The sequence below is a fragment of the Bombilactobacillus mellis genome, from assembly GCF_000967245.1.
Classification (GTDB): Bacteria; Bacillota; Bacilli; order Lactobacillales; family Lactobacillaceae; genus Bombilactobacillus; species Bombilactobacillus mellis.
Genome location: NZ_KQ033882.1, coordinates 43183 through 68247, shown reverse-complemented (window position 1 = coordinate 68247; position 25065 = coordinate 43183). Strand labels below are relative to the sequence as shown.

Below are 25065 nucleotides of genomic sequence, written 5' to 3'. Positions count from 1 at the left end.
AGCCTCTTATTAACTATAATTAAAAAACTTATTAGACTTTATCTAATTTATTGACGCCCTTATTGTCCAATTAATTTTTACTTATGTCATACTCTCTTTTTAAACTCATTATATACGTTTATTTAGATATGTAAATGATAATACTGCTTATTACTTATTTAATAATCATTTTAGCTATGAGTGTAGTAACCACTCTCCAGCAACGTTTTTTAGATCCGCCTATTTTAGCAAAGATTCACTGTATATCTTCTTTATTTATACGTCTTTTTTGAACATCAACATATATTTATATTTACTACTATAACTTCATTTAGTACGTTAAAAACTATTTATGTAATTTACTATATACAATAAAATTTTGAATATCCTTTTAAAAGGATTAAACAAAAACCCACCTAATGGTGGGCTGTTCTATTTAGTTGACTATTAATAATAAATATCTACGATTTGGTTTTGAGTATTACTGTCTACGATTTGCTTAGCTACTTTTGCTGGATTCGGATTACTTATGCTTGTATATGGAGCATTATATTCCTCCCAATAGTCTTGTGACCATTCACCATAAGTTTTTTGACCATTTTTATCAGTTGTGACTTGTCTATGAACAGTAGCATTTTGTTTGATTGAAGTATTTATCGTATCAGACCATCCTTGAGCTGATCTCAAATGTAAATTAATCGTACGAGTGATTATTTTATCTTCAGTATAATTTTTGTTTTCTAGAGGCATATGTTCTACTTCATAGGTTACTGGTTGGGTTCTTGTTACATTCTTCATTTCATAAGGATCTTTTTTAGAACCTTTATCTGGTCCATCTAAAGCAACCCATTTATCACTAGTAGTAATATACGTAATTCCGTCCTCCTCAAATGGAAGATCAGTACCATAACCATAAAAAGTAGGAAAAACATCTATAAATTTAGAGCCTACTGTTATTTTATAGATTAGACTATTATCAAATATCATAAGTAAACCAGTTTTGGAATTATCTAAATTTCTAATATCTAAATCATAGAGGACATCTCCATCAAACATCTTCTTTCCCATTACCAAATTAGATGTTTTAAAATTACTCAGATCTAATTTATGTAATTTTGGACAGGTACAAAACATTTCACTCAAATTTTCAACATTTGAGGTATCCCAACCCTTGACATTAATCCTTTCTAGATTAAGACAATGTGCAAATAACCACCTCATATCAGTGACTTTAGAAGTATCCCAATCACTCAAATTTAATTCTTTTACACCACATTCAAAAAGAATTCCATTCATATTAGTTACTTCAGAAGTGTCAAGATTAGAAAGGCCAACAATTTCTTTGACGTTAGGAAAGTTCGCAAATAATTCAGAAGAGTCTTTTGGTGCTTTGACACCAGGATCAACGACTATTTTATTAATCTCATGACTATTATTAATATTATACACTAACTTTCCAGGCTCAAGTTGGCCAGCATGAATAGTTAATACTACATAGTCACCATCTTTAACTATACTCAACTTACAAGTACCATCAATACTTTGATAGCATTCACAATTTCTATTATATCCGAATCCAGTAACATAATTTTTTATATATAATTCTAATGTACCTTTTTTTAAATCCAAAGTATTTATATATAATTTCTTATAAATATTTTTATAATATTTTTTATAAAACATATAAATTATCATTTCAAAAGAAATAAGAAAACAAAATGATGAAATAAAAATAGCTAAACTGTTTCCCGTCAATTTTAGTTTTAATATAAATTTAACTATCTTTGGAATAATAAAAGTTCCACCTACTCCATTTAGTAAATTTAGTAATTTTAGGAATATATCCAAAATATTTTTATATTTAGGTTTGTCTAATTTAGGTTCGTATTTAGAGTCAGATATTAGTATACTCATTGCAAGATTTTTATCAGGACTTTCTGCTAATATTTGATTCAATCTATTGAATAGTGTTTTATCAGAGATCATGCTTTCAAAAAGTTTATCTCTTTCTTTATCGGGGTCAATATAGGAAAAACTTCTTTTATTATAAACAAATAAGACCAGTACCAACATTAAAACGAACCAATAAACCCAACTTACTTCCGCAATGCAAATAAAAATTTGTCTATATTTTACAGTTGATTTGACACTTGCGATATATAAAGTATCCATTAAGAATATTAACAAAACAATAGCAATCTTATATAAAAGTATTATCACTATTCTTGCATAACTGTTCTGTTTCTTTATATTTTTTTCTTTACCTTTGAGTTTCTTTTCTACTTCTTTAAGCAAATACCCATATAATGAACTTTTAATGATTAATCCCTCCCTTTTTTTAAATACTATTACTAATTATTTATTGGCTATTATCCGCAATATGAAAGTACAAAAATTTAAAATTTTAAGTTTATAATTGTCATAACTATATTATATCCTCAATAGAATACTTAACTGATTAATATTCATAAACCCCTTTGACTTCTTTGCTCCAAAAAATTAATTGTTGGGTTTTAACTGATTCATTAGATAAAATAGAATGCTTTGCTGCTTTTTGACAAACTTTTACTATATCTGACTGACTTAAACCCTCACTAATATTTAGTAAGTCCTCTGTGATAGGTACGTTAATTTTATATTTTTCTAACTGGCGTTGAAACATTAATTTTCTCAGTTTTTGGTCTGGTAAAGAATAATGCAATACCACATCAAATCTTCTAAATAAGGCTAAATCTAGAATACTTTTCATATTAGTTGTAGCTATGATAAAACTTTGTGAATTATCATTTTCTATAAATTGAAGTAGCGAGTTTAGAGCCCTGCGCATTTCATTATCAGCTGAATTTTGAGATACTTTTCTTTGCGTTGCAATGGAATCAAATTCATCAAATAAATATATTCCTAAATGATTATGGATGATTTGAAAAACAGTACGTAAATTGGCCGCAGTACCACCTAAAATGCCATCAATCAATTCATCAGTCTGCTGTCTATAAAGTGGTAAATTAAGTTCTGATGACAAAGCTATCGCTGTCATAGTTTTACCCGTACCCGGTGCGCCTTCTAATAATAGCTTTCGATTATTCTCTAACCCTACTTTAACCAGCTTATCGCGATTATAAAATTCAGAAATAACTTCTTCAAGTGCTTTTTTGATATTTTTATCAATAATTAAGTCATCTTTATCTCTTGTATCTGATACTAGTTCAAATAAATTTTTACTGTCTTCATTAAATGGATGCTTATTAACTGCATGTGTAGTAATACCAGATGATAAAAGTCGTTTTAGTGATATTGAATAAGCAGTATTACCCTTTTTCCGCTCCGCCAAAGCTATACTTTTTACAGTCTCGTTAAACTCTATATCATTATGACTGGCATGAGCCGCCACTAATTTTAAGATTTGATCATTAATCACAGACTTCACTTCCATTTAATAAATATTTGATTAATAAGCAGTCATTAATTATAATGGATACAGGCTATAATATTTTGTAGCCACTATAATATACATTTCTATGTTTATGGACTGCCAAATCCTACCTAAAAGGTAGGATTTTTGTCTGTCTATTTTTAGTTTCAGTGAGCCTTTCTTTGGCTCGTTTAGTTATTTTAGCTTTATTGATTCAATTTTGGGCGATTAACACGAATTGCCATCACTACATAATCCATTTTTTGAGCAAAATTAGTAATATATGTGACAAATGCTAACAATTCATATCCTGTACATACCTGTTTTTCACGATCGTACTCTTGAAGTATAAGTTTATCGCCAACTTCAAAGTTACGATCATTTTTACGGATTTCAAAGGTTTTAAAGCCTTTACGAACCGCGTCAAAATATTTAGAATCAATTTTTAACTTGTGTATCGCCATTATCAAATACCCCCCAAAGTTTCAAAAGATCTTTTTACTAGTTCTCCATTTTTGAATGAAATTTTATATATATCTGGCGTCAATAATAACTTGTGGTTTTGCTTTATATGGGGTATCTAGTTCCTTGATTTCACTTTCAGTTAAATGATTAATATTGTCAGTTTCAAAATCTATGGTTAAACAGTTAACTTCAAAAAAATCATCTGGTGGATAAACATAAGTTCTATATAATTTAACCGCTTCCTCTTCGGAATTAGCTGCAATTAATGCATATTCAGGTTCACTAAATCTAAAGTATTTCATTGCTAGTCCTCCTTTTAAGCTTTCCATTTTTGGCCATTAATCTAATAAATCTTCCTCATCCTCAAGATCTATAAATTTTTGTATCTGTTTCAAAGTATATTTATTATCAATATCAAATTCTGCCCAAGTAACTTCAATTTATTCTAAGGTAATATGTTTCATTTGTTTTCCTCATCAACTGACCGAATGACCAAAAGGTCTTTTTAAAAATTTCATCTTTAACTGACCAATGTTCACCATTTGTTACAGTGGCTATCCAGTCACCAATAGTTAATTTCATTTTATCTTCAAAATAAAATGTATCTGTGAATTCACCGTCAAGTGCGATAATACGGCTAAGTCCATATTTATCTATCATTTCATTTGAACCATCAAACTGTTCAAATAAAATTTCTGGCTTCTTCTTATACCAACGCTTCATTTCTAGACCTCCAGTAGTTCTGGATTTTCAAACTTATTGCCAATTACACAAGTACTTTCATTAATAACATTATTACTATTGAGGCTCTCAGTAACACCAGTAGAAATATTTTTAGCAGCAAGACCAAACTTAGTGGAATATATTTCATATCTAGATACTTTATTTGCATTAGTTGTACTGATAATATCTCCTCGAAAAATTGTTAGTTCATTAGAGACTTTAATACCAGCACACAACGTCTTAGCATCAATAGTACAGTTGACATATTTTTCATTTATGGGATTGAAAAATTCAGGAATACAATAATCCTCTGTGACTTCTACAAAATCACCAACAAGGTACGGTTGATCTCCAAAATAAAGTAATCCTCCATAAATCCAACCATGTTCATCTAAAAGATTAGTTGTTTCCAGATCATCATAAAAATAACGGTATTCGTCTTTTTCGTCTTCACTTGCATCAGGCTTTACAGGATAAAGTCGTGCCCTATATCTAATTAAATTCATTGCTAGTCCTCCTCCAAAATAGGTTTTATGCTAGTAGTTCTTTTTGTTTTCTTCTGTTGGTTGGGTAGTAAAAGTCCTTCTTTAATTAGCACCTTTTTCAAATCTTGATAATCTTTAGCATCCAGGCAAAACAAGTCCCTATCTGGGTATAAAACAATTGTGTAGGATACAGGCTCAGGCCGATTTTTAAGAGTAGGTCTATTGGTATTATAATTATATTTCTCCATATCCTTGATACTGTAATTTGGAAGGATAGATTGTATACACTCTAGTTTGATATAAGCTCCAGCGTAGGTGCTATCGTTTATTTGGTATAGCATCATTGGATACCTCCTTTGTGCTTAATCAAGTACTTCAAATAAAACATTGATTTATGCAGTATCAGTTATTACCTGCTAAATCGGATTCTTTCGATTGTTTAGCTCTTATAATTTTGGGCTTTATATTTTTAATACTTTGCAAAATCTGAACTGCCTCATCAAAACGAACACAGTCTGGTAGATCAAGCTTTACTTTCTCACCGTTCATACCAACTGCTTGTTTTCCTACTTGGAATAAAAATACATAGTCGGGACTAATATATTTTTGTGGGATTTGAGTATCAGCCCTAATATATTTACGGGAAATAGTGCCTTGATTTGAATTCCAAAATCGCACATTTTTAATAACATATTCAGGTTTCAACAAGTGAGCCGCCCTTTCTGCGCCTTCCTTGGAAAAGTGGGTATAATCAGCTGGATCACTGACTAGTAAATAGCGATTATTAAAATAATATTTACCATATTTAACTTGATAGTCTTCCTCACCATATCCATATAACATGGCAACTGCCACTTGTGGCCAAGCATATCTTTCCTGTAGTCCATAGTATGATTTATGCCATTCTTCGACTTTGTCAGAAACTGGCAGCCAATCGTCATAAGAATAATTCTCATAATCTTCTGATAATTTCTTTTCATTTTCTTGGGTTGCTAGTACGTATTCCATGCACCCTTTAAAAGTTAGACCATTGTCCATTTGTGGCAGAAAATATCTGATACGTTCTTTAATGCACTCAGGTAAAATGCAGTTTGGAGCAACAATTTTGTTGTTATCGTTATGATGCCAATCATAAAGTGAATCCATTATTTCTGCTAAACGATCTGTCATGGTTATTCCTCCTCATTTAACTAAAGTTGGGATCCCTTTAGAATCAAGTTTGATTTTGCCTTCATCATAGAGTTTCCAGTAGTTTTCTAAGTTGCCTACTTGTTCCAGTACGGGTACTGCTTCTTCGTCTAAATACCTATCTTTGCGAAGTTCGTCGTCATACCAATCGTAAATCCAGCCTTGCCTTAGTGATTCTAGTAAGAAGGTATATTCGGAAGCATGTTCCAATTCATCAGCCCAAGGAGCTCTCCTTACATAAATATCAGTGAAACAATCAGGGTCTCCTAAGTCGTCATCATAAAGCGCCTGTGATTTTGCTTTCCCGGGTGTTTCTGCCCAATAGACGTGTACATAGTTAGCATCCCATTCTTCGTAAATACATTCATAAGCTTTTATAACTTTTGCCTCCTACATTTCAGTAATTTCAATCTCTGTGCGTGGATTATTGTCTGAGTAAATATCTTGAACAACGCTTTTGATTATCGCCGTTGAACGCTGCACCATTTCAAAGATCTATGATTGCTCTAAAATAGTTAAATATAATAAACCATTGGGTAATGAGGAGATAGATTCTAACAAAATAACCGCTTACATTGTGGCACTCTTTGATTCATTATCATTTACAACATAATCTCAAGGAACTTTTTTAATTTATCTAATTCTTCTTGTGATAAATAGGTATTAGCTTTTTTATCGTAAATAATTTCTTTTAGACCATGTTTTTTGACAACCGTATCCAATTCCTGTTTAACCACTTGAGGAGAATATACAAGTTGCATATTGTAAAAATAGTGAATTAAATTTTCTAGTTCTGTGGGATAGCTAGTATCTAAGTAATACCAATTTCTGTAAGCAGGGATTGCACTATTTGGATCTGCATTGGTGGCAACAATTTGTACAGCCTGATATTTATTAGCGTGTTGTGCATTGGCCAACAGTTCTTGTAAAACGGAGCTTTTCATTATTTCTACTGATTCATTCATTTAACACTCTTCTTCCTACGATTTTTAATATACCTACAACGACTTAACGCTCTTCTTGAAAAAATTATTTCATTTTTTAAAAAAATCACGATAGGGTTTTCTGCCGAAAAAATAAACTACCGTGATGATTACAGCTGTGATTAAAAGCGCTACTATTAATTTCCAACCAAAAGCAAACCAAAGCCACGAATAAAAATTTAAGATTGGTTTTTGTAACATAAACTGTCTCATCAAGAGCAATCATTCTTTCTTTGTTAGCCATAAGAACAACATCCTTAAGCCTTTAGCTGATATGTTTCTGTGCAAACTTAGTCAATCTTTTAGCAGTAGGAAAGTGTAACTCCTTAATTTGTCTCTTACCTGAGCGAAGGGCATATAAAGTAGTTCTTGAAACACCGGCTTTTGCCACAATCTCTTTATCACCAATATCAGACTTTAATAACTTTGCTATCCAGTAATTCATACTTTGACGTTCTTTACTGATTACCTCAATATTTTGATAGGCAAAATTACTAAGCCGTTCTGCATAATCAAGCTTTAAAGATTCGATTTTCCTTTTACCGCTCCTTAAGGCTTGAATAGTTTCCTCACCAATCCCGGTTGCAGCTGCAATTTTATAATTTTCAAAATCTGACTTTAACAGCTGCTCAATTAAATGAAGATCAATCAAATTATTATCAGACACTTCCATCTTTATTACCCCAATCTAATTTGTTATTATTGTTGAGGTATGCTTTAACTTAAACAGTACAAAAAAGCTTACTAATGCTCATCTTACCCTCATAAGATGAGCTTTTTTTATACATATATTCTCACCTCCTAGTTATAATTATAGGCGTTTATTTATAAATTTAAAGGATAATGATAATTTTAATATAATTTAGTGGATAAATACTATTCTATAAGCATTAAATTTATTAAATATTACAAAATTATGATAATTATGAAAAAAGATATTTTTTAAAAAATATGCGATTTATTTCCTAATATTTAGCCTTCTTATCGTTATTAAAATATACATCTATATATTATATATAAATAGTTATATTATATATAAATAATTTAAATAAAGTTTCCTGTTTGATAATTTAATTTAACTCCTGCTTCGGCATTAAACACCCAAATATTTAGGTGAAATTTTTGCGGATCACGCAAAGAAATAGCTTGAACCTGAACACCTCTAGGAACTAATTCTTGCTCAACATAAAGAGGGCTTGCTGAATAGTAAACTACTTCATTAGGATTTGTTCTGAGAAAATTTCTCACTTGAGTTTCCGGATAAGCCATGCCACCAGGATTATTCGATTTATTAGTTCCGACATTTTGCGCTCTAGTGCCCCAGATTAAATTGTTGCTGTTCATAGATCCTCCTAATGACCATGCCAATAAATGGCTTTTATTAAAAACGTACCCATGATAACCATTAATTGTGACAATTCTATTATTACTATGTGTTCCCATCCACTTTCCTAAGTCGGAATTAAAAGCACCATCAGAAAATTCTCCGGCAATTCTGCTAGCTTCAGGAATCGCTGGACGAGGAGTTATAGTGGAATTTCTTTTAAGCACATCTTTAAAACGGATAAAACTGCCTACAGCTTGTGTCCTACCTAAATTATCCAATCCTTGATAATTAACTATCTGATTATTCACTGGTTGCTGTAAATAATTCTCTATTTGGTTAGTCTGTACATTAATTTGAGCTGTAACAGACTTATCAAAATGAGGTTCATTTTTATTAATGACCACATAATTTTCCGGATACTTAGCTGGCAAAAATTTTAAATTTATTAAAGCTGTTTGCGAATTGATTTGAGTTGTCCGTTGATTAAAAAAGCCTTTACTGAGGCCATTTAATGAATTAGAACAACCAGTGATTATTAAAATTTGCAGTAATAAAAAAGCACCTATTAAAAAATTAATAGTGCGCTTGCTAAATCTATGATAATGCATAATGTGCCCCTCTATTTATATTTAACGCGAATCATGACCATGAAAATTATAAGGAGTTCCTCCCTTTTGCCAATAACGTTGTTGATAATAGTCATTTAAATTATCCATTGTATTAACATAATGCTGCCATGAATTGTTCATACCACGATATTTCGCATGATTAACTAATCCTTTTCTTAATCTGGTCAAAGCGGCATAAACTGGTTTGACAAAATCCAAGATGGTATATCCACGAGAAATATAATTTTTAGGATTTCTAATTACATGAATAATCTCAATTAACGGTAAGGGATCAGGCGTCTGAGGTTGTTTTAGTGAAATTAATGAATCTACAGCTGTATTCAAAGAAGAAATAGAATTACTGTCTATATCCAAAGCTGATACTGTAGTAATAAACTGCTTAAGCTGTAATAAAGTCTCAGTTTTATCATTACTAATCTTAAAATTACGATAACTGCTAAGTTGGCTATTTAAACCAGACGCTTGTAATTCTATACTTTTTAAAAGGGTATATTCATCAGGACTGTGATTAAGTAATTGCTTCATTTGTTCTATTTCTTCTTGTAACTTAGTTGTTCTAATTGTCCTTTCTCTAGCTAATAAATCAGATAATTTATTTAAATAATTAACATTGATTTGTGTAGCCTTTAAAGTAGTAAGTTCAGTTAATATGCCTGAATACTTGTTATTATTATCGAAGAAGATTTCATTAAGCTCAGCTGCTTCTTGCTTAACCTGCAATAAATACTCTTGTAATAACTGTTGATTTTTATTAATTTGGTTGATTCGGTTACTAATTTCTGTTTGAAAAATTAAAAAATCAACTTTTATACGCTTAATTAAAGACCTGACCTGAGAATCATATAACTTAATCTGCTGTAAACTATTTAAATATGGTGGCATTAATTCCTGTAATTTTTCATATCCTCGTAGTAAATTAATAATTTTTTCATTATTATTCATCTCCATCAACTCCTATTAAGTGCACTTCGGTTCGCGGAAAATTTTTTTCATTGAGTTTAAGCGACTTAATACCGACAATGCGACTATCACGAATATCTAAATCTTTAAAAATACTATCCATGATGGCCTTTTCCAAGTTATCAATATCGGGAGCCGTTTTACGCATTAAACTCTTTACTGTTTTTTGATGTTGGGGAATTTTTAAATAAAAAATAACTTCCATTAAAACTCCATAGGGATTTTGAATAGTCTGATAGAAGTCATTATTATATAACTGATGTTGCAGCAGATAATCCTTGACGGACTGCATATATTCAGTATATTTTGTCGGATAATAAGTAATTACTTTACCCTGACTGCCGCTGTTTTTGACAAATTTAAATTGCGGTCGTGGAGTTGCTTGGGGCGCGAACGGAATAACTGCCTGCCACTCACTCATGATTTTGCACCTGCTTTTGATATTTGTCATATTTCTTTTGTTTGGCAGCCGGCCAGCGCTTAAAAATTACGCGTGCCCGCTGCTTTTGTTCAGTACTGCCCTGCTGTAAATCCATTAATTGTACAAACTCCAGATTATCGGTAATCTCACCCCAGCCGTATTGCTGCAAAGTTTTGGTTAATTGCGCTTCTTGATGATCTAAATCAGCTTTAGCATCAGCTTTAGCGGCCTTCTTAGCTGCTAAATCAGCTTTTTGGGTTAAATACTTGTGCCAATCGGCATTTTCCAGCTTGATCAAAGTCTGCAATTGCTGCAAAGTAAATAATTCTTCAATACTGCTAGTTCCTTTTTTAATCTTGTCCAAATAGCGATAAAGAGTATTACGACCAATACCTAAATTTTGAGCCAGTTGAGTGCGATTAGCCAAATATAAAAGCCATTCTGTAATCCGGCGACTAGACAATTCATTGAATTTTATCTGTTTTATTTTATAAGGTCGATAAATGATAATCCTTCCCTTCTTAATTTTCATAAATTACTGGTGATTCGTATTTTGTATATAATCATTCATTTCATCTACTAAATATGGAGCTATATCTGCCAGCTTTTGATCAGTAATTCTTGTAACCCGCTTGAGCCTTTTTACCGCTTTTAGAGCAAAATCCCCCGTAACTTCCATATTTTTAACTACTACCGCTGGTTTCCAGCCATAATTAGTTTGTACCTTGACTATTTGTCCCAGTGGAATCATCCTTCCATAAAACTTTTTCACTTTAGAATCTTTAGTATGTGATGATATTTGAAAGAAATATCCTTTATGAGATAAATAATATTTTCCTGTTTCTTGGTTTCTATTTAAATGCATCACTTCAACTGCTCTTCTAACCATTACTTTCTTATTTTTCCTTTTTTTCTTAGACATGTTTTTCTCCTTTGTGTTATAAGTAACTCCACTTAATTATCACATTTAAAAGAAACTAACAACAATATTTATCAAATTATTCCCCAAGATATACGAGAACAAGAGGCAATAAGAAAGCTAATATATTATTGAAAAAATGAACGAAAACATTGGCTTTTATATTCTGACATCTAATATAAATTATTCCCAGAATTAAGCCTAATAAAAACTTAGATAAAAAATATATGAAGTCTTGTGAAACGTGTAATAATCCAAACACCAAGGAACTAATAACCACTCCCAACTTTTGATTTTTTGAAAACAGCCAATTAATAAAATAGCCACGAAAAAAGATTTCTTCCGTGGCTGGTACTATCAGTAGGCTATAAATTAGGTAAATCACAGGAACATTTTTTAAAATATTTTGTTGTATCCGAACATTATGGTTTGGACAAATATCATTTCTCATCAAGATTAATAATATCAGATTTAGAGCTATACAAAATATACATGCAACTGTGATATAACTTATACTTTTTAAATTTATAATTTTTTTCTCTGTGATTCGTTGAGTTTTATAATAAATAGTTATCATAAAGCTCAATACAATGATGGCCGTTAAAATAAAGGGAATATATATTGGCCAAGCTTTATTATAGATATTGCCTAAAAGAACCGTAATTTCAATCATTACGGCTGGAAATTGCTGCACAATATAAAACATTAATAATAATAGAATCTTACAAGTATAATTAATTAAGCGATATTTTTTATTCAAATATTGTCCCCTTTTCCCTTTTTCCCTTTTTCTACTTTTACCATAAATAAAAAAGCACCGCAGAAATTCTTCCGTGGAGCTTTTTTATTAATTACTTAATACCAATCTGTTTGGCATATTCACTTAAAAGATATGCTGTTTTCACATTCAAATTTTCAATTTTTCTTTTTTTATTTTTTAAACGTGAAATATTACCAGATGATACTCCAATCGCTTTTCCAATCTGATAAGAAGAAATATCAGAATTCAATAATTTAACAACTAAAGCCATATCAATTTTAGAATTTAATAATTCTTTATTTTTATCAGTTATTTTGATGTCTCCAATCAACATATGGATTTGCAAAAATTTGAACTACAAAGTAATTCTCACCGCTTTTGTCTAAGTAAACACCAACTCCAATATCTTTAAATTTGGGATTCATAATAGCCTTATAATGGCCAACTGATCCTTTAAAACCAGCCATAGTTAAAGAAGCTATTTTATAAGGATCTGTTACCTTTGCAGAAACACTAAGAGCATTTTCTGAACAATCGAGTGCTGTTTCAGGATAATATTGCTTTGTTAAAATTGTGTCCCAGCTTTGACCATCAGGACGAATGTGACCATAAGATTTTACCTGTTCTTGTGCTCTTATTGCAGCTGCCTGCATTAATCCAGAATGTTGCTTTAAAGGAGAAACTCCGTGGCTCTGCCGCTCAGCATTTACTGACTGCACAATTGCATTCGCGATCGTATTAGTATCTTCATTAAATTGTGGAGTAGACTGTATCGGATTGTTAGGTACATTGGTTTTTGGTGGTTCTGTTACTTGCACATCTTTATTTTGATTATTTAAGCCAAAATCAGCATTATATACAATATCAGCATCTTGGGGAATATCATTTAACCACATATCAGTTTTGGTGATAAATTCATGATTAGAAACACGATAAAAATATTGTCCCTGAGAGTTTTTAATAATATAGTTCACTTTCCAAATTGAATTCTTAGGAAATCTTTGACTTTGATTATTATATTGTTTTGTTTCATCATTAAAAACTTGGGTATTATTATCCTTGATAGTTCCTATAAAATCGCGAAGTATATGACCTGTGTCAACATTAAAATTGGGATTACAATCTTGAAGACGTAACCATTCATCAGTAGAAACTTGTAAAAGATGTGTGTTGTTAACAACCTTTACCTCGCCTATACGCCAATCAGTATTAGCTACTAGAGATCGATCAACAATTAGTTTACCTTGGCCAGTATACAAATTAGCCCTTGGTACTGTAACTGTTGCAACTTTATAAGTATAAGCTTGTACATTAACTGTTTTTATTGAAGTAATAGTTCCCGTTACTAAAAATAATAAAAGGCTAGTTATTATTGCTCTAATTTTTTTATTCATTTTTTTACCTCCTTTACATGTAAAGTATATATCTGCCAACCGGCAAATTCAAGTACTTATGTAAAAAGGAGGAAATATCTATTTCCTCCTCCAATATATTTAAATAAAAATTTTATTTTTGGATTACGTAAGAGGATAAATCAACTTTGGAACCCGTTTGTGCCATCTTTTTATATGATGGTTCATCTTCTGGCATTGAATCTTTTGATTGCTTATTGTCTTTAGGATTATTGACAGGATTACCTTTCAAATTATTCACAACTTCATTGGTATCCTGTGGATTATTACCTAAATCAGAAGTAGCTACATTCCTAATTACTTGAACATCAGCTGCTGAATCAGATTCCGTACCATTTTCAGTAGTTCCTGGTTTTGTTGTTTGATCTGTCGATGCATCATCCTGGTTAGATTGACTAGTTTCTGCCGTATTTCCCGATTTATCACTTCTAGTTTCTGCATTTGCAATAGTAGCTGCACCTTTGTTTACCTTAACTTCTATTACAAGCTCGTAAGTCTCACCTTTTAATGGCATTGCCTTCAAAAAATCTGGAGAAGCAGTAAACAATACTGTGTTACTACTCTCGTCAAAGCTTATCTCACTATCGTTACTCATTTTTTTACCATCAGCTTTATTAACTACATAGGCGTTAACATAAGTTAAACGCTGATCTAATTGATCTTTGATAGTAAATTGAGGATAACGTTCGCTAAGATCTTTGCCTAAGGTACCAACTTTTTGATCAACATGATAATAGAGAGTATCACCAACTTTAACAGTTGTATTGTTAATATCTTTACCATCTTTATTGACCACTTTTTTAGTTGGCTTTGGTGCTTGACCTTTAGAATGAAGCTTATTATCAACAGCATTAGTTTGTTGCGGCTGGTTATCTATTGAAACTGAAGCAATATTTTCAATAGTTACCTCATCAGTAGAACTGGCCTTATCAGAAACATTGACTTTAGCTTCAATAACCAATTCGTAAGTCTCACCTTTTAACGGCATGGATTTTAAAAAGTTAGCTGATGCCTTCCAGGTAACCGTATTATCAGATACCGTAATTTCAGCTGGCTGACTCACGGTCTTACCAGTTTCTTTATTAATCACATATGCTTTAATAAAAGTAAGATTATGGTCAAGTTTATCTGTCATACTAAATTCTTTATAGCGCTGAGCTAAATCTTGATTCAAAGTTCCTACCTTTTTATCAACATGATAATAAATGGTATCTCCATCAGAAACTATCTGATGATTAATATCTTTACCATCATGATTGACAACTGATTTAGTTGGTGCTTCTGGAGTTACTGGCTGATAATGATTATCAACTGTATTAGTATCTTGTGGCTGATTATCTAAACTAACAGAACCCACGTTATCAATTTCTACTTCTTTATCTAAATCTTCATCCTGAATATTAACAGTGACTGTGATAACAAAATCATAAGTCTCACCCTTAAGCGGCATTTGGCTTAAAAATTGATTAGAAGCAGTAAATTTAACTGTATTACTGTCTTTATCATAGCTAACTTCACTTGGGTTGCTGACTTTAGCTTTAGTATCAGCATTTTGTACATAAGCCGAGTCAAATTGTACATTTTTATCTAATTTATCAATAATAGTAAATTCTTTATATCTTTGAGCTAATCCAAAACCTAAAGTACCCACTTTTTTAGAAACATGGTAAATAAGTTGTTGTCCATTAACAACAGTTTTATGATTAATATCCTTATTATCGTTATTCAAAACCGTTTTTTCAGGAGCATAATCCGGAGGTGTTAAGGGATTTTCTACTTCATTAGTAATTTGTGGGTTATCATCTATATTAGCCGTTGCCGTATTTTTAATAGAATCTTTAGTTTTATTTTGGTTAGGGTCTTTAATATTGACTTTAGCTTCAATAATTAATTCATAAGTTTCACCCTTAAGTGGCATACTTTTTAAGAACTCATCTGAGGCAGTCCAAGTTACTAAATTAGTGGCTTCATCAAAAGTGACCTCACTTGGATCACTTAAAACTTCTTTAGTAGTTTTATTAACCAAATAGGCTTTAACAAAATCTAAATCACCATCTAATTTATCAAGAATACTAAATTTTTTATAACGAGAAATCAAATCCTTGCCTAAAGTTCCAACGTGTTGGTCAATATGATAATAAAGAATATCCCCATTAGAGACTACTTTGTGATTAATATCACCATCATCTTTATCAACTACATTTTTAATTGGTTTATTAGCAGGACGAGGCATAACAGGATTTTCTACTTCATTAGTTTTTCTTGAATTACCATTAATAATTGACTGACCAATATTTTTAATTGAAATGCGGCCATCAACATTATTAATATTACTATCACCAATTGTATTATTGATAGTTTCTGTAGTATCCACTTTAGCCTTTATTACTAATTCGTAAATTTCTCCTTTATATTTCATACCATTTTCTAAAAAATCTTTAGAGGCTTCCCATGTCACAGTACGCGTCTTTGGATCATATTGAGTTGTATTAGTATCAGTTATTCTTTTTCCCGTTTCTTTATTAATAACATAAGAATCTTGATATTTTAAGTTAACATCAAGCTTATCAGAAAGTTTAAAAGAACGATATTTTTTTAATAAATTAGTTCCTAGGTTTCCAACTTTTTGATCTACATGATAATAAATAATGTCTCCATCTTTCACCAATTTATGATTGATATCAAAATTATTAGTATCAACAACAGATTTAATTGGTGAAGGTGCTAACCCATCATGAGGAACAATCACATGAACTTCATTAGAACTAAAGGGCTTATCGTCAACAATTGCGGAAGCAGTATTAGGGATAATATAATTACCTGTCTGTGAATCTATCGGTGTGTTAGAAAAATTAAAAGATTTAGTGAGATTAACTGTAATAATCATGTAAACATAATTATCTCTAAATGATTCTGGGTCATTAGCAAGCCAACTAATATTACCATTAGAGGTTGTTAAACGCCCATCTAATGTAATATCCTTTCCTTTATCATTTAGAATAGTAACTTTTTTCACCGTTAATGCTGGGTCTAAATTATCAATTAATGTAACACTACCAAAATCACCAACTTTACTAAATTTAAACTGTTCAGCAAAGATAATATCATTAGTATCATCTTTACCGGTCATAGTTTGACTATTTACTAACACTTCACTCCCGTCATAATTACCATTAGTATCGAGATTTTTGATTTTTGATTTTGTCTTTAAATCTTTTTCACCAGAATTATTAAAATCATCAGATAATTTAGCATTAAAAAGACCTTGCCAATCAGTTACTTTATCTAATTTACCAGTAAAAATTTTCTTTCTTATTTTAGTATCATGATCCTCTGGCACTGGATTACTTACCTTATTAGTATTCCTTTGCCTACCGTTAATAACTGTTGATGCATCATTATCAATCGATTTTAATTTACTGGATAATTTAACATTCCCCTTCACTTGAACAGGAATATGAACGGTATAAGTTTCACCCTCATAAGCCATAATATTTTTTAGATAATTATATGAAAATTTGAAAGTTAATATGCCATTTTTATAAGTAAAAGCTCCAGCATTTGCATCTAATCTTTTACCAGTAGAATCATCAACAACATAAGCAGAATCCAAATACGTGACTTCTTTAGGTAAAGGATCAGAAATTTCAAATTGACGGTATTTGGTTAACATATCTTGTCCCATAATACCAACCTTCTGGCTTACCGTATACTCAAATTTTTCATGAGGAATAACTAGTTTACCATTGATAGATTGACCATTTTCTATAACATCTTTTATTGGTTTTGCTGGCTCATTATTCCAAATTGTTGCAGAACTAAAGGATAACCATGTCATATATCCTTGATGGTTTCGTTCGGAGCCAACAATAAAGGCAGGTGCATCAGATCCAATTTCCCAAACACTAGAAGCATCAGTATAAGTCTCTGCACCTAATTTGTCTTCAAAACCTTCTTCTGAAAATGGCTTTGGATCATTATCATATTTATGATTCCAGTGTTCCATACCACCAATACCAGAAAAACCACTGCCAAATTTACCATCTTCTTCAATAGTAGATGTGGTTACATACGAATCTTTTGAATTTTGACCACTTACCCATTCAGAAAATTTATTATCCTGACCTTGATAATTTTTAGCACCATTCATGGAATTATACGTAATGTAGGTATGTGAATTATCACTAATATCAAAATGAACAGGTGAACCGTCAGTATAGAAAAAATGAAAAGTTTGTGTAAAAGATTCTACACCGTAATAACACAATCCCGACCACAGAGAATCAGAAAAAATTAGCCAATCCACTGTGTTTCCATTACTTGTAGGAATACCTTCAAAGTTAGATAATTCAACTTTTGCTGTTACATCTCTACCTTTATACGTTCCAACTACACCATATGTTGCAGTTACTTTATTTACACTTTTTAAAGTATTGGCTGGCCAAACAATAGTTTCAGCACCATATTCAGCCTGAAAATCACGATATCCGCCATTGCTGACAGTTAAAATATTATTTAAATCTGTTAACGTCCAACCTTTTCCATCATTATTTCCTTCTCCTTCAGGTGCTCTTTTTCTTCCCATAGGTGATGGACCATCAACATCAATATGAACTGGAGATTCAGCAGGATGTTTAACAATAATTAAAGAATTATTTGTTGATATTTTAGGATCATTGGGATCAATGTGTGTCATAGCTGAGACATTACATGATACCTTGAAGATAAAAAATAATAAACTTAAATTTAAAAATACTATTTTTAAAATATTTATCATTAAATAGTTCTTAGCATGATTTTTCATTACATATTTCTCCTAATTTAAATTTTAAAAAAGAATATGTTAAATATAGATTCCCCCTTTAAGAAACTATTACTAATTTCATAATCCGTTTTAAACCTTAATAAAAATTTTCCAGTTAAACATCACTTCCTCTAAAGTTTTATAAATAACCAAAAAAACACCTTGATATCAAAGTGTTTTTTAGTTTATTATTAATCATTTTTTAATTTATATTATTTAAATGTTGCTCATAATCATACTGTCCAACAATTACCCAACGCCGAGTACCATTATAATTACAGGTAAATAAAGTTACTTGTTTTTTATTTTTATCGCTATATAAAACTGATTTTTTTGTAGGTGTAATAGTTCCCCGAATAACTGGTTGATAAGGTCGTACTAGTTTCTTATCTGTAACATGATAATAGTAATTTTTTTTCTTATCTGTAAGAATGATTATAGAATTTTTAGCAACTCTAATATTGGGAACACGACTGAACAAGACATTTAAGGATGTGTTCATATTATGACCTGCCAGTACATAATTCCCAGCTCCGCCAATTTGAACTTCATTGGGATAATATGCAGCTGCACCCAATGCTAAAGTATACATATTTACACCGTTTAAAATTGGCAAATATAAGCCAATCTGTGGAACACTTACATAGCCGGCGTAGTTATCACCATACCCTCTTTTTAAAGCTGTTTGACGATAATCCTGTAACTCATAGGGGGTAATCATGTGCACATTATCGATATCAGATGAATAAACTTGAGGTTTAAACTTTAATTTTTTTGCTTTAATGGATGATTTAGCACTGTCATGAGCATAAGAACTCATAATATTTTTGTTATCTGAATTATAGGCTGTTACCAAGGCGAATAATATAACCACTAAAGCCGAAACAATCAAAAAGCTCCGTTGAATGAGTTTCTTCTTTCCCGGAGCTAAATTTTGCCAATATTCATATAATTTATTAATTTGATTATTCATAAAATCTTCCTGCTTTAAGCGCCACTATTTAATTTATTAATAGATTTGAACATGCATCAACAAAATCTAATAAAGCATCAAATTCGCTATCCTTTAATTTAAATTCATCAAGACTATGATTTTTGACACAGCCATAATCAGTTTCCTTAATATTCATATGGTCTGCGACTTTGGAATCATGAGCCAAAAAGTCAAAATCTATGTTTTTATTCCCCTCGATTATTTTTTGTTGAAAATTATTAATTTGTAGCAAAAATTATTCCTCCTTTAAGTTTTCTTTCCAATCAGATGCTCTCTCTTCCACGAAAGAATCCAAATGATCACTATCAGCATATTTTGCTAAAACATCCACATGTTTAATTTTATTAATTGTTCTAATCCAATAATCACGATTAACTTGATCATAGGGGTGTGTATGCTGAAGCATCTCCATCATTTTGTCTTTGACACCTTGCAATGTGGCTTCCTCATTAAATAGAAATTGAATTTTACTTAACAAAAAGCCAATATCACATTCATTTAAAACATAATCTACTATGTGATCATCTATCTCATCAGCAGTTGCATTTTGAAGTTCCTTATTCAAAGATTTAAATTCTTTAACTGCATCCGGAAGATAGGAGTCCAATAATTTTTCCGGTATATTTTTAGGATAAATAGAAACTTTATTTAAATTATTTTCAGATTTAAAAATCTCAAAAGCTTGCTCAATTCTTGGAACTAATAATGATTTCATTCTCTGTGTAATAAGGACATCATTAAACACTTTTTTACGCTCCCTTTTTTAATTTTTATACAAACTTGTTCGACTAAATCGGTCTTGTCCAGGATCATAAAACCAAAGATAACTCCAGCGATCATCTACACATTCAAATTCTTTTATTTTTTGAAAATGTTTATCATACATAATATATTTCCAATGCAGACCATCATTTAATTTCCATATTTTCACATACCAGATGATGTCTTGCTTAAAAGTTTGTTGTAAAGTCCATGTTTCAAATTTCTTAAGTGGATTTTTATTCAGCCAGCCATCAAAATCAATCAGTAATCCTTTATGGTTCTCTATGCCGGTAATGCGTGAACTAATTAGATGCGTGCGGTCAACAAAATCACTTGTTCCAGGAATCTTGCTTTGAAGATTTGGTGGCTGTGCTCGATCGCAAACAATATAACTGCTTTGTTGTGCTCTAACATTACTTGTAGTGCTGGTAGAGATTTTTGGAAAATATCCATAATAAGAGTCTCCATTGCGTAAATACCATAATTCCTTAAATTTATCTTTATTACCAAAGCCTGCATCAATTAAATCTAGAATATTGCGGCTATACCAAGCACCCTTACCTTTAGGAATATATATGGTTGCTGTATGCCAAACATCTGTATGCTGCCAACCTACACTACGAACTGGCAGCTCTTTTATTAGTCTCTTTAAATTATCTAGATTATTTAAAGAATATGATGTCACCTCATAAACTTCGGTAACACCATTATTTCTGATATGCCTTAAAGTTCGATTTATTTTATACCACGCTTCATTAAAATTTATTTTTGTTTTACCAGCGTTAGGATTATATGACATTCTCAAATAACTCCTTTGTCTTTGCCTCGCGCTAAAAATTTTCCAGAATGTTTTCTAGCATCCAAAACCTCCTCTGCCTTTTTAGCATTAATAAAATCTTGTGCTTGTTCAAAGGCCTCATTAATTAATTTTTCTTTATGATGAACCTCTCTTTTAGTCCCAGCATGTAAATCTTTATTCTCAGCAAAAATTGGGCTTTTTCTATTAACAACAGCCCATTGGGGGTTATTCTTAATTGCGGCCAATAAATCCTGAACTGAACTATTTTGATTTGGTAAATTATTTGGTACTACGTACATGTCATTATCACCTTCTTCCCCTTTACTCTTTCTAAATTCATCAATAATTTCTTGGCGCGTATATACATAATCATGATGGCCAAATTTTTCTTCTAATTTATCGTTTAAGTCGTACATTTCTTCATCTTCCAAAAAAGGACTATTACCATGTTCAGGATGATTAGTCCCCTTCATTAAACTGTAAAATTCTCCGGCTTGCGTGATATAGTGCGCTTTAATACCGGTATCCGGCAATGCGATATCACTTTCGACTGGTTCAGTAACTCCTAAACTAACGCGACCCGAAATATTAGCAGTGATTCGACCAGGTATTTTTTCTTTTCTAGCTGTTTGATTAGCTAAAATTAAGCGAATACCGACTGAACGAGACATTTTAGCTAGATATTCGATTTTATCAGTAACATTATTCTCTGCCGCTTCGGAACTTTTTAACTGTGCATCTTGATCAATAATTGTTGATAATTCATCACAAATAACTAAAATTGTACAAAGCTTTTTGTCCGGAAATCTTTTATTATATTCTTCGATTTTACTGATATTGAATTTTTTAAAAAGCTCGATACGGTCTTGGGTTAATTTAACTACGTGATTAAATAACGCCCTTACATATTCAATATCACCAGCGCCGGCTGGTTGTGCATACGTATAAGGATTAGGATGATAATCAGGATTTTCCGGATTATCTGTTCTCATAAGTTCAAATGAATTACCTTTCCCATCAATATAAATTATTTTTACTTCTTCGGGATTTTTACTATCCATTACTGAATAAATCATATTCATTAAGGTTACAGTCTTACCAGATCCAGTTTTTCCAAATAAAATCATATGAGGGATTTGATTACCTAAACTAAATTCAATTGGCTTACCCATGGCATCAACACCAATTAATCCGGATATTACCTCAGATACTCCGGAAGGCCGTTTTTTAATCATTTCTCGAAAGTCAACCGGAATGTTAACACCAGTAACTAGAGAAATTTTGAGAACACCAGCACTGACCAATACAATAGGGATATCAGGCATTTTCAACATATTAGATATTCCCTTGGCAAGGTTATCAAAATTGGTAGGCAAATGAGGAGATCGAGGTAAAGTGTAAGAATAAACAGCTGTATTACCTCCGACCATTACATTGTCGAAAGTTCCATTGATTTTAAAACTATTGAGAACTTGATTTAAATCAGGTTCTAATTGCATAGCCTTTTTATAGGCAAGCTGTTTCTGCTGCTTAATAGTAGCTCCAGTTTTTGGATCTACGGGCGTCTTAATAACTGATAAATCTAAATTATGCTCTACTAAATATTTAGAACGATCTAAAGTAGGATCACGATAAAATCTCTTTGCATCTTTTGCCTGCATTTTTTCTAAAAAGGATGCCGGAGTTAAATGTCTAAAGTAACGCAACATATTTAAGCAATTGGTTAAATAAGTTCCTAAAAAACCCTTACCTTTATTCTTAATCTTATTAGACGCTGCAAAGGGATTACTAAAATTATCTTTCCACAGCCCTAATTCATCAGCTGCATTATAAGGAACACTGCTATCAAATAAAAAACCACCTTTATCAGCTGAAAAAGTGGCATCTTCCGGAAATCGAATACTTGGAGCAGTTAATCTTGAACCTAGACCTTTTAAAACTTCAGCAATTAAGCGATCAGTATCAGTTTCTCGGCTTTTACGAACAAATATTTCTGCATACCTTAGACCATCCATAGTTTTAACCACAACACGAGATTGTCTAATAGCTAAAGCTGTTTTTTTAATTCTTTGGGTTTGAACCGTTCCACCAACTCCATTTTCAAACTTATTACCTCGATCATCATATCCAGATAAAGCATCAAAATAACTGTCATTGAGGTTCTCCTTTAATTTGGCCAAAAATAATTTTTTTTGAAAAAAATCAAAAAATGGAGTTTGATATCCGAATAAATATTTCAGCATCAGCCACGGCGACAAAATTATTAACTGCACAATGATATTAGCTGTACGATTAAAACTAATACGCCAAATTAAACTTTGAATTGTGATATAAAAGCAAGGAAGCCAAACAATTAATATAGAACGCAAATAAATTGCTAACCAATACAACAACCAAATTAACCCTATTTTTATATAATTTAGTAAAGTTTGCCAAATTATCGTCTGCCGTACTTTATTAGAACTTGAAAAAAGTAAATATTTAGCCTGTTCATACCATGGAGCGGTAATTACACAATAAAGAATTAACGTAATTGCTCCAGCTATTAAACCTGCTTTAATCAAAAATGACCAAAGTTTATCTAGATCAGCATATTCATAGACTCTTCTAAAAAAATGCATCACTCCATAATAAGACATCAAAGCAATTGATAAAGGCAATATCCATTGAAAAATTAAGTCAAAATTAATCATTTTATGACCTCTTAAACTGTTTTAAATACTCAGTTATTGGCACAACCTTAATTTTTTCTTTATTGAAGGTTACTATCTCGGCCTGTGCTTTCAATTGTGAAATATCAATACTATTTTTGGATAATATTCTCTTGATCTGTCTGAAGCCTTGAGAATTACAATAAACCGCAATATAATCATCTCCTTGTTTCATTAATTGAAGTCCCTGCTTAGAAGCATTGAATACCTGTTTCAACCCCTCAAAATTACTAATATCAAAATTTTTAAGCTCTGAATCCATTAAATCAATATCATTAATTCTCTTTTCAGAGTGAATAGTAGAATTGTTGGTTGAATTAATTGAATCTTCTTCATTTTGACCTGAATCAATTGAATTTGAATGGTCAGATGTAGGGGAAACTTCATTTAAATTCTTTGAAGATTTTGCTATATCTTTTTCGTCATTTTTAGCCGGTCGTGAAACTTGCTGTTGTTCGATTTTCCTTTCTTCATCTAGCTTTTTTTGTTCTTCAAACTTTTTCAGATTTTTCAGATGATTTTTAAAATATATTACAAGTGCTGCTACCCAAACTATTAAAAAGATTGCAACAAAAAAATAAACAATCTTCTTTGACAAATGAGTAACTAACAATAATGCTGCACCATCTAAAATCTGAATCAAATTACCAATAAATAAAATGTTTTTTGCAGTCGAACGGTAAATCATCATTAAAATTTCTATAACGACAACCGCTAAACATAACAAAGCAAAAATAATCCATTTATATGCATTATCCTGAAACCTTATATCAGCATAATAGTAGGTACACATACCTGCGACTAGAAAAAAGCTAACTAAAACAATTACTACGTCTTCAATCATTATTATCTCCTATTACCTTTTTAATTCTTGCCAGATCAGTACCAGAATAAAGTTTTAAAGTCTGCCAGTAGCCATTGCCTTTACTTTTGATAAGTGCGAATGTTGGAGTTAATAGTCTTTGATTAGGAGCCAGAGCTAATATATTTTTTGATAGCATAACTTTTTGCCGTGGGGAAACACTGTTTAGATTAAGCACTAAAAAAGGAGGCTTATTATTCTCCCCCTTCAATTTCTGTATTTCTTGAACTACAGGCTTCTCTATTTTTTTACAATATTTACAATCATTTTTATATAAGACCAAAATTAGCGATTTTTGATCAACACTAGGTTGACCTAATATCTTCAACCCCTTAGTTGGTGATGTAGCAATATTGTCATAAGATGCTCGAGTTTGATGTTTATTATCATGAAATAATAAGAGTAAAGCTAGCAAAAATACAAGCATACATATACCAAAATTTAAGATATACTTCCTATTTTTCAAACCC

At 31.3% G+C, this 25065-nt stretch carries 28 protein-coding genes; all 28 read right to left on the bottom strand.

Going from position 1 to position 25065, the window contains the following annotated elements:
- Nucleotides 1–426: 426 nt before the first annotated feature.
- Nucleotides 427–2274: a BspA family leucine-rich repeat surface protein gene (locus JG29_RS08485; protein WP_045923548.1), complete on the bottom strand. Its 1848-nt coding sequence runs from the start codon at nucleotides 2272–2274 to the stop codon at nucleotides 427–429.
- 163 nt (nucleotides 2275–2437) lie between these two features.
- On the bottom strand, nucleotides 2438–3397 hold the full coding sequence (locus tag JG29_RS08480) for an AAA family ATPase (RefSeq protein WP_052696359.1): 960 nt from the start codon (nucleotides 3395–3397) through the stop codon (nucleotides 2438–2440).
- Between the two features lie 200 nt (nucleotides 3398–3597).
- Entirely contained in the window at nucleotides 3598–3855 is a 258-nt protein-coding gene (locus JG29_RS08475; RefSeq protein ID WP_045923546.1) for a DUF3850 domain-containing protein, read from the bottom strand.
- A gap of 63 nt (nucleotides 3856–3918) precedes the next feature.
- Nucleotides 3919–4158 (bottom strand): hypothetical protein, encoded by a 240-nt coding sequence (locus tag JG29_RS08470; protein WP_052696358.1) that lies wholly within the window; start codon nucleotides 4156–4158, stop codon nucleotides 3919–3921.
- Between the two features lie 133 nt (nucleotides 4159–4291).
- Nucleotides 4292–4579 carry a hypothetical protein gene (locus JG29_RS08465; RefSeq protein ID WP_045923544.1) on the bottom strand — a complete coding sequence of 96 codons (288 nt, stop codon included), beginning with the start codon at nucleotides 4577–4579 and terminating at the stop codon, nucleotides 4292–4294.
- A 2-nt stretch (nucleotides 4580–4581) separates the two neighbouring features.
- The gene (locus tag JG29_RS08460) at nucleotides 4582–5085 is read right to left on the bottom strand and encodes a YopX family protein (RefSeq protein WP_045923543.1); all 504 of its coding nucleotides are present in this window, start codon (nucleotides 5083–5085) and stop codon (nucleotides 4582–4584) included.
- 2 nt (nucleotides 5086–5087) lie between these two features.
- A complete protein-coding gene (locus JG29_RS08455; protein ID WP_045923542.1) occupies nucleotides 5088–5408 on the bottom strand; it encodes a hypothetical protein in 321 nt (106 codons plus the stop codon).
- A gap of 58 nt (nucleotides 5409–5466) precedes the next feature.
- The gene (locus JG29_RS08450) at nucleotides 5467–6234 is read right to left on the bottom strand and encodes a hypothetical protein (protein WP_045923541.1); all 768 of its coding nucleotides are present in this window, start codon (nucleotides 6232–6234) and stop codon (nucleotides 5467–5469) included.
- Between the two features lie 12 nt (nucleotides 6235–6246).
- Nucleotides 6247–6462 (bottom strand): hypothetical protein, encoded by a 216-nt coding sequence (locus tag JG29_RS08850; protein WP_045923540.1) that lies wholly within the window; start codon nucleotides 6460–6462, stop codon nucleotides 6247–6249.
- A gap of 392 nt (nucleotides 6463–6854) precedes the next feature.
- On the bottom strand, nucleotides 6855–7217 hold the full coding sequence (locus tag JG29_RS08440; protein WP_045923539.1) for a hypothetical protein: 363 nt from the start codon (nucleotides 7215–7217) through the stop codon (nucleotides 6855–6857).
- An 85-nt stretch (nucleotides 7218–7302) separates the two neighbouring features.
- Nucleotides 7303–7479 carry a hypothetical protein gene (locus tag JG29_RS08810; protein ID WP_156961667.1) on the bottom strand — a complete coding sequence of 59 codons (177 nt, stop codon included), beginning with the start codon at nucleotides 7477–7479 and terminating at the stop codon, nucleotides 7303–7305.
- A gap of 21 nt (nucleotides 7480–7500) precedes the next feature.
- A complete protein-coding gene (locus JG29_RS08435) occupies nucleotides 7501–7908 on the bottom strand; it encodes a response regulator (RefSeq protein WP_045923538.1) in 408 nt (135 codons plus the stop codon).
- A 371-nt stretch (nucleotides 7909–8279) separates the two neighbouring features.
- Nucleotides 8280–9170, bottom strand: coding sequence for a DNA/RNA non-specific endonuclease (locus JG29_RS08430; protein WP_052696357.1), 891 nt, complete (start codon nucleotides 9168–9170; stop codon nucleotides 8280–8282).
- A 21-nt stretch (nucleotides 9171–9191) separates the two neighbouring features.
- Entirely contained in the window at nucleotides 9192–10133 is a 942-nt protein-coding gene (locus JG29_RS08425; RefSeq protein WP_045923537.1) for a hypothetical protein, read from the bottom strand.
- Nucleotides 10126–10572, bottom strand: coding sequence for a RusA family crossover junction endodeoxyribonuclease (locus tag JG29_RS08420; RefSeq protein WP_045923536.1), 447 nt, complete (start codon nucleotides 10570–10572; stop codon nucleotides 10126–10128). Before JG29_RS08420 ends, JG29_RS08425 begins: the two co-directional genes overlap by 8 nt.
- Nucleotides 10565–11104 carry a hypothetical protein gene (locus tag JG29_RS08415; RefSeq protein ID WP_045923535.1) on the bottom strand — a complete coding sequence of 180 codons (540 nt, stop codon included), beginning with the start codon at nucleotides 11102–11104 and terminating at the stop codon, nucleotides 10565–10567. Before JG29_RS08415 ends, JG29_RS08420 begins: the two co-directional genes overlap by 8 nt.
- A gap of 3 nt (nucleotides 11105–11107) precedes the next feature.
- Nucleotides 11108–11494, bottom strand: a complete 387-nt coding sequence (locus tag JG29_RS08410) for a DUF5839 family protein (RefSeq protein WP_045923534.1) — start codon at nucleotides 11492–11494, stop codon at nucleotides 11108–11110.
- Between the two features lie 76 nt (nucleotides 11495–11570).
- Complete coding sequence (locus JG29_RS08620; RefSeq protein WP_052696356.1) at nucleotides 11571–12251, bottom strand: CPBP family intramembrane glutamic endopeptidase; 681 nt, start codon at nucleotides 12249–12251, stop codon at nucleotides 11571–11573.
- Between the two features lie 91 nt (nucleotides 12252–12342).
- Nucleotides 12343–12585: an XRE family transcriptional regulator gene (locus JG29_RS08400; RefSeq protein WP_198139911.1), complete on the bottom strand. Its 243-nt coding sequence runs from the start codon at nucleotides 12583–12585 to the stop codon at nucleotides 12343–12345.
- On the bottom strand, nucleotides 12557–13645 hold the full coding sequence (locus tag JG29_RS08395; RefSeq protein WP_045923533.1) for a CAP domain-containing protein: 1089 nt from the start codon (nucleotides 13643–13645) through the stop codon (nucleotides 12557–12559). The genes JG29_RS08400 and JG29_RS08395 overlap by 29 nt, the downstream gene beginning before the upstream one ends.
- A gap of 112 nt (nucleotides 13646–13757) precedes the next feature.
- Nucleotides 13758–18467, bottom strand: a complete 4710-nt coding sequence (locus tag JG29_RS08390; RefSeq protein WP_045923532.1) for an isopeptide-forming domain-containing fimbrial protein — start codon at nucleotides 18465–18467, stop codon at nucleotides 13758–13760.
- Between the two features lie 202 nt (nucleotides 18468–18669).
- Entirely contained in the window at nucleotides 18670–19440 is a 771-nt protein-coding gene (locus JG29_RS08385) for a class A sortase (RefSeq protein WP_045923531.1), read from the bottom strand.
- Between the two features lie 28 nt (nucleotides 19441–19468).
- A complete protein-coding gene (locus JG29_RS08380; protein WP_045923530.1) occupies nucleotides 19469–19693 on the bottom strand; it encodes a hypothetical protein in 225 nt (74 codons plus the stop codon).
- 3 nt (nucleotides 19694–19696) lie between these two features.
- The gene (locus tag JG29_RS08375) at nucleotides 19697–20176 is read right to left on the bottom strand and encodes a hypothetical protein (RefSeq protein ID WP_232297116.1); all 480 of its coding nucleotides are present in this window, start codon (nucleotides 20174–20176) and stop codon (nucleotides 19697–19699) included.
- Nucleotides 20177–20224: 48 nt separating this feature from the next.
- Complete coding sequence (locus tag JG29_RS08370; protein WP_045923528.1) at nucleotides 20225–21022, bottom strand: hypothetical protein; 798 nt, start codon at nucleotides 21020–21022, stop codon at nucleotides 20225–20227.
- A gap of 2 nt (nucleotides 21023–21024) precedes the next feature.
- Nucleotides 21025–23715, bottom strand: coding sequence for an FtsK/SpoIIIE domain-containing protein (locus JG29_RS08365; RefSeq protein WP_045923527.1), 2691 nt, complete (start codon nucleotides 23713–23715; stop codon nucleotides 21025–21027).
- A gap of 1 nt (nucleotide 23716) precedes the next feature.
- On the bottom strand, nucleotides 23717–24577 hold the full coding sequence (locus JG29_RS08360; protein WP_045923526.1) for a hypothetical protein: 861 nt from the start codon (nucleotides 24575–24577) through the stop codon (nucleotides 23717–23719).
- A complete protein-coding gene (locus JG29_RS08355; protein WP_045923525.1) occupies nucleotides 24570–25061 on the bottom strand; it encodes a thioredoxin domain-containing protein in 492 nt (163 codons plus the stop codon). The genes JG29_RS08360 and JG29_RS08355 overlap by 8 nt, the downstream gene beginning before the upstream one ends.
- Nucleotides 25062–25065: the final 4 nt, after the last annotated feature.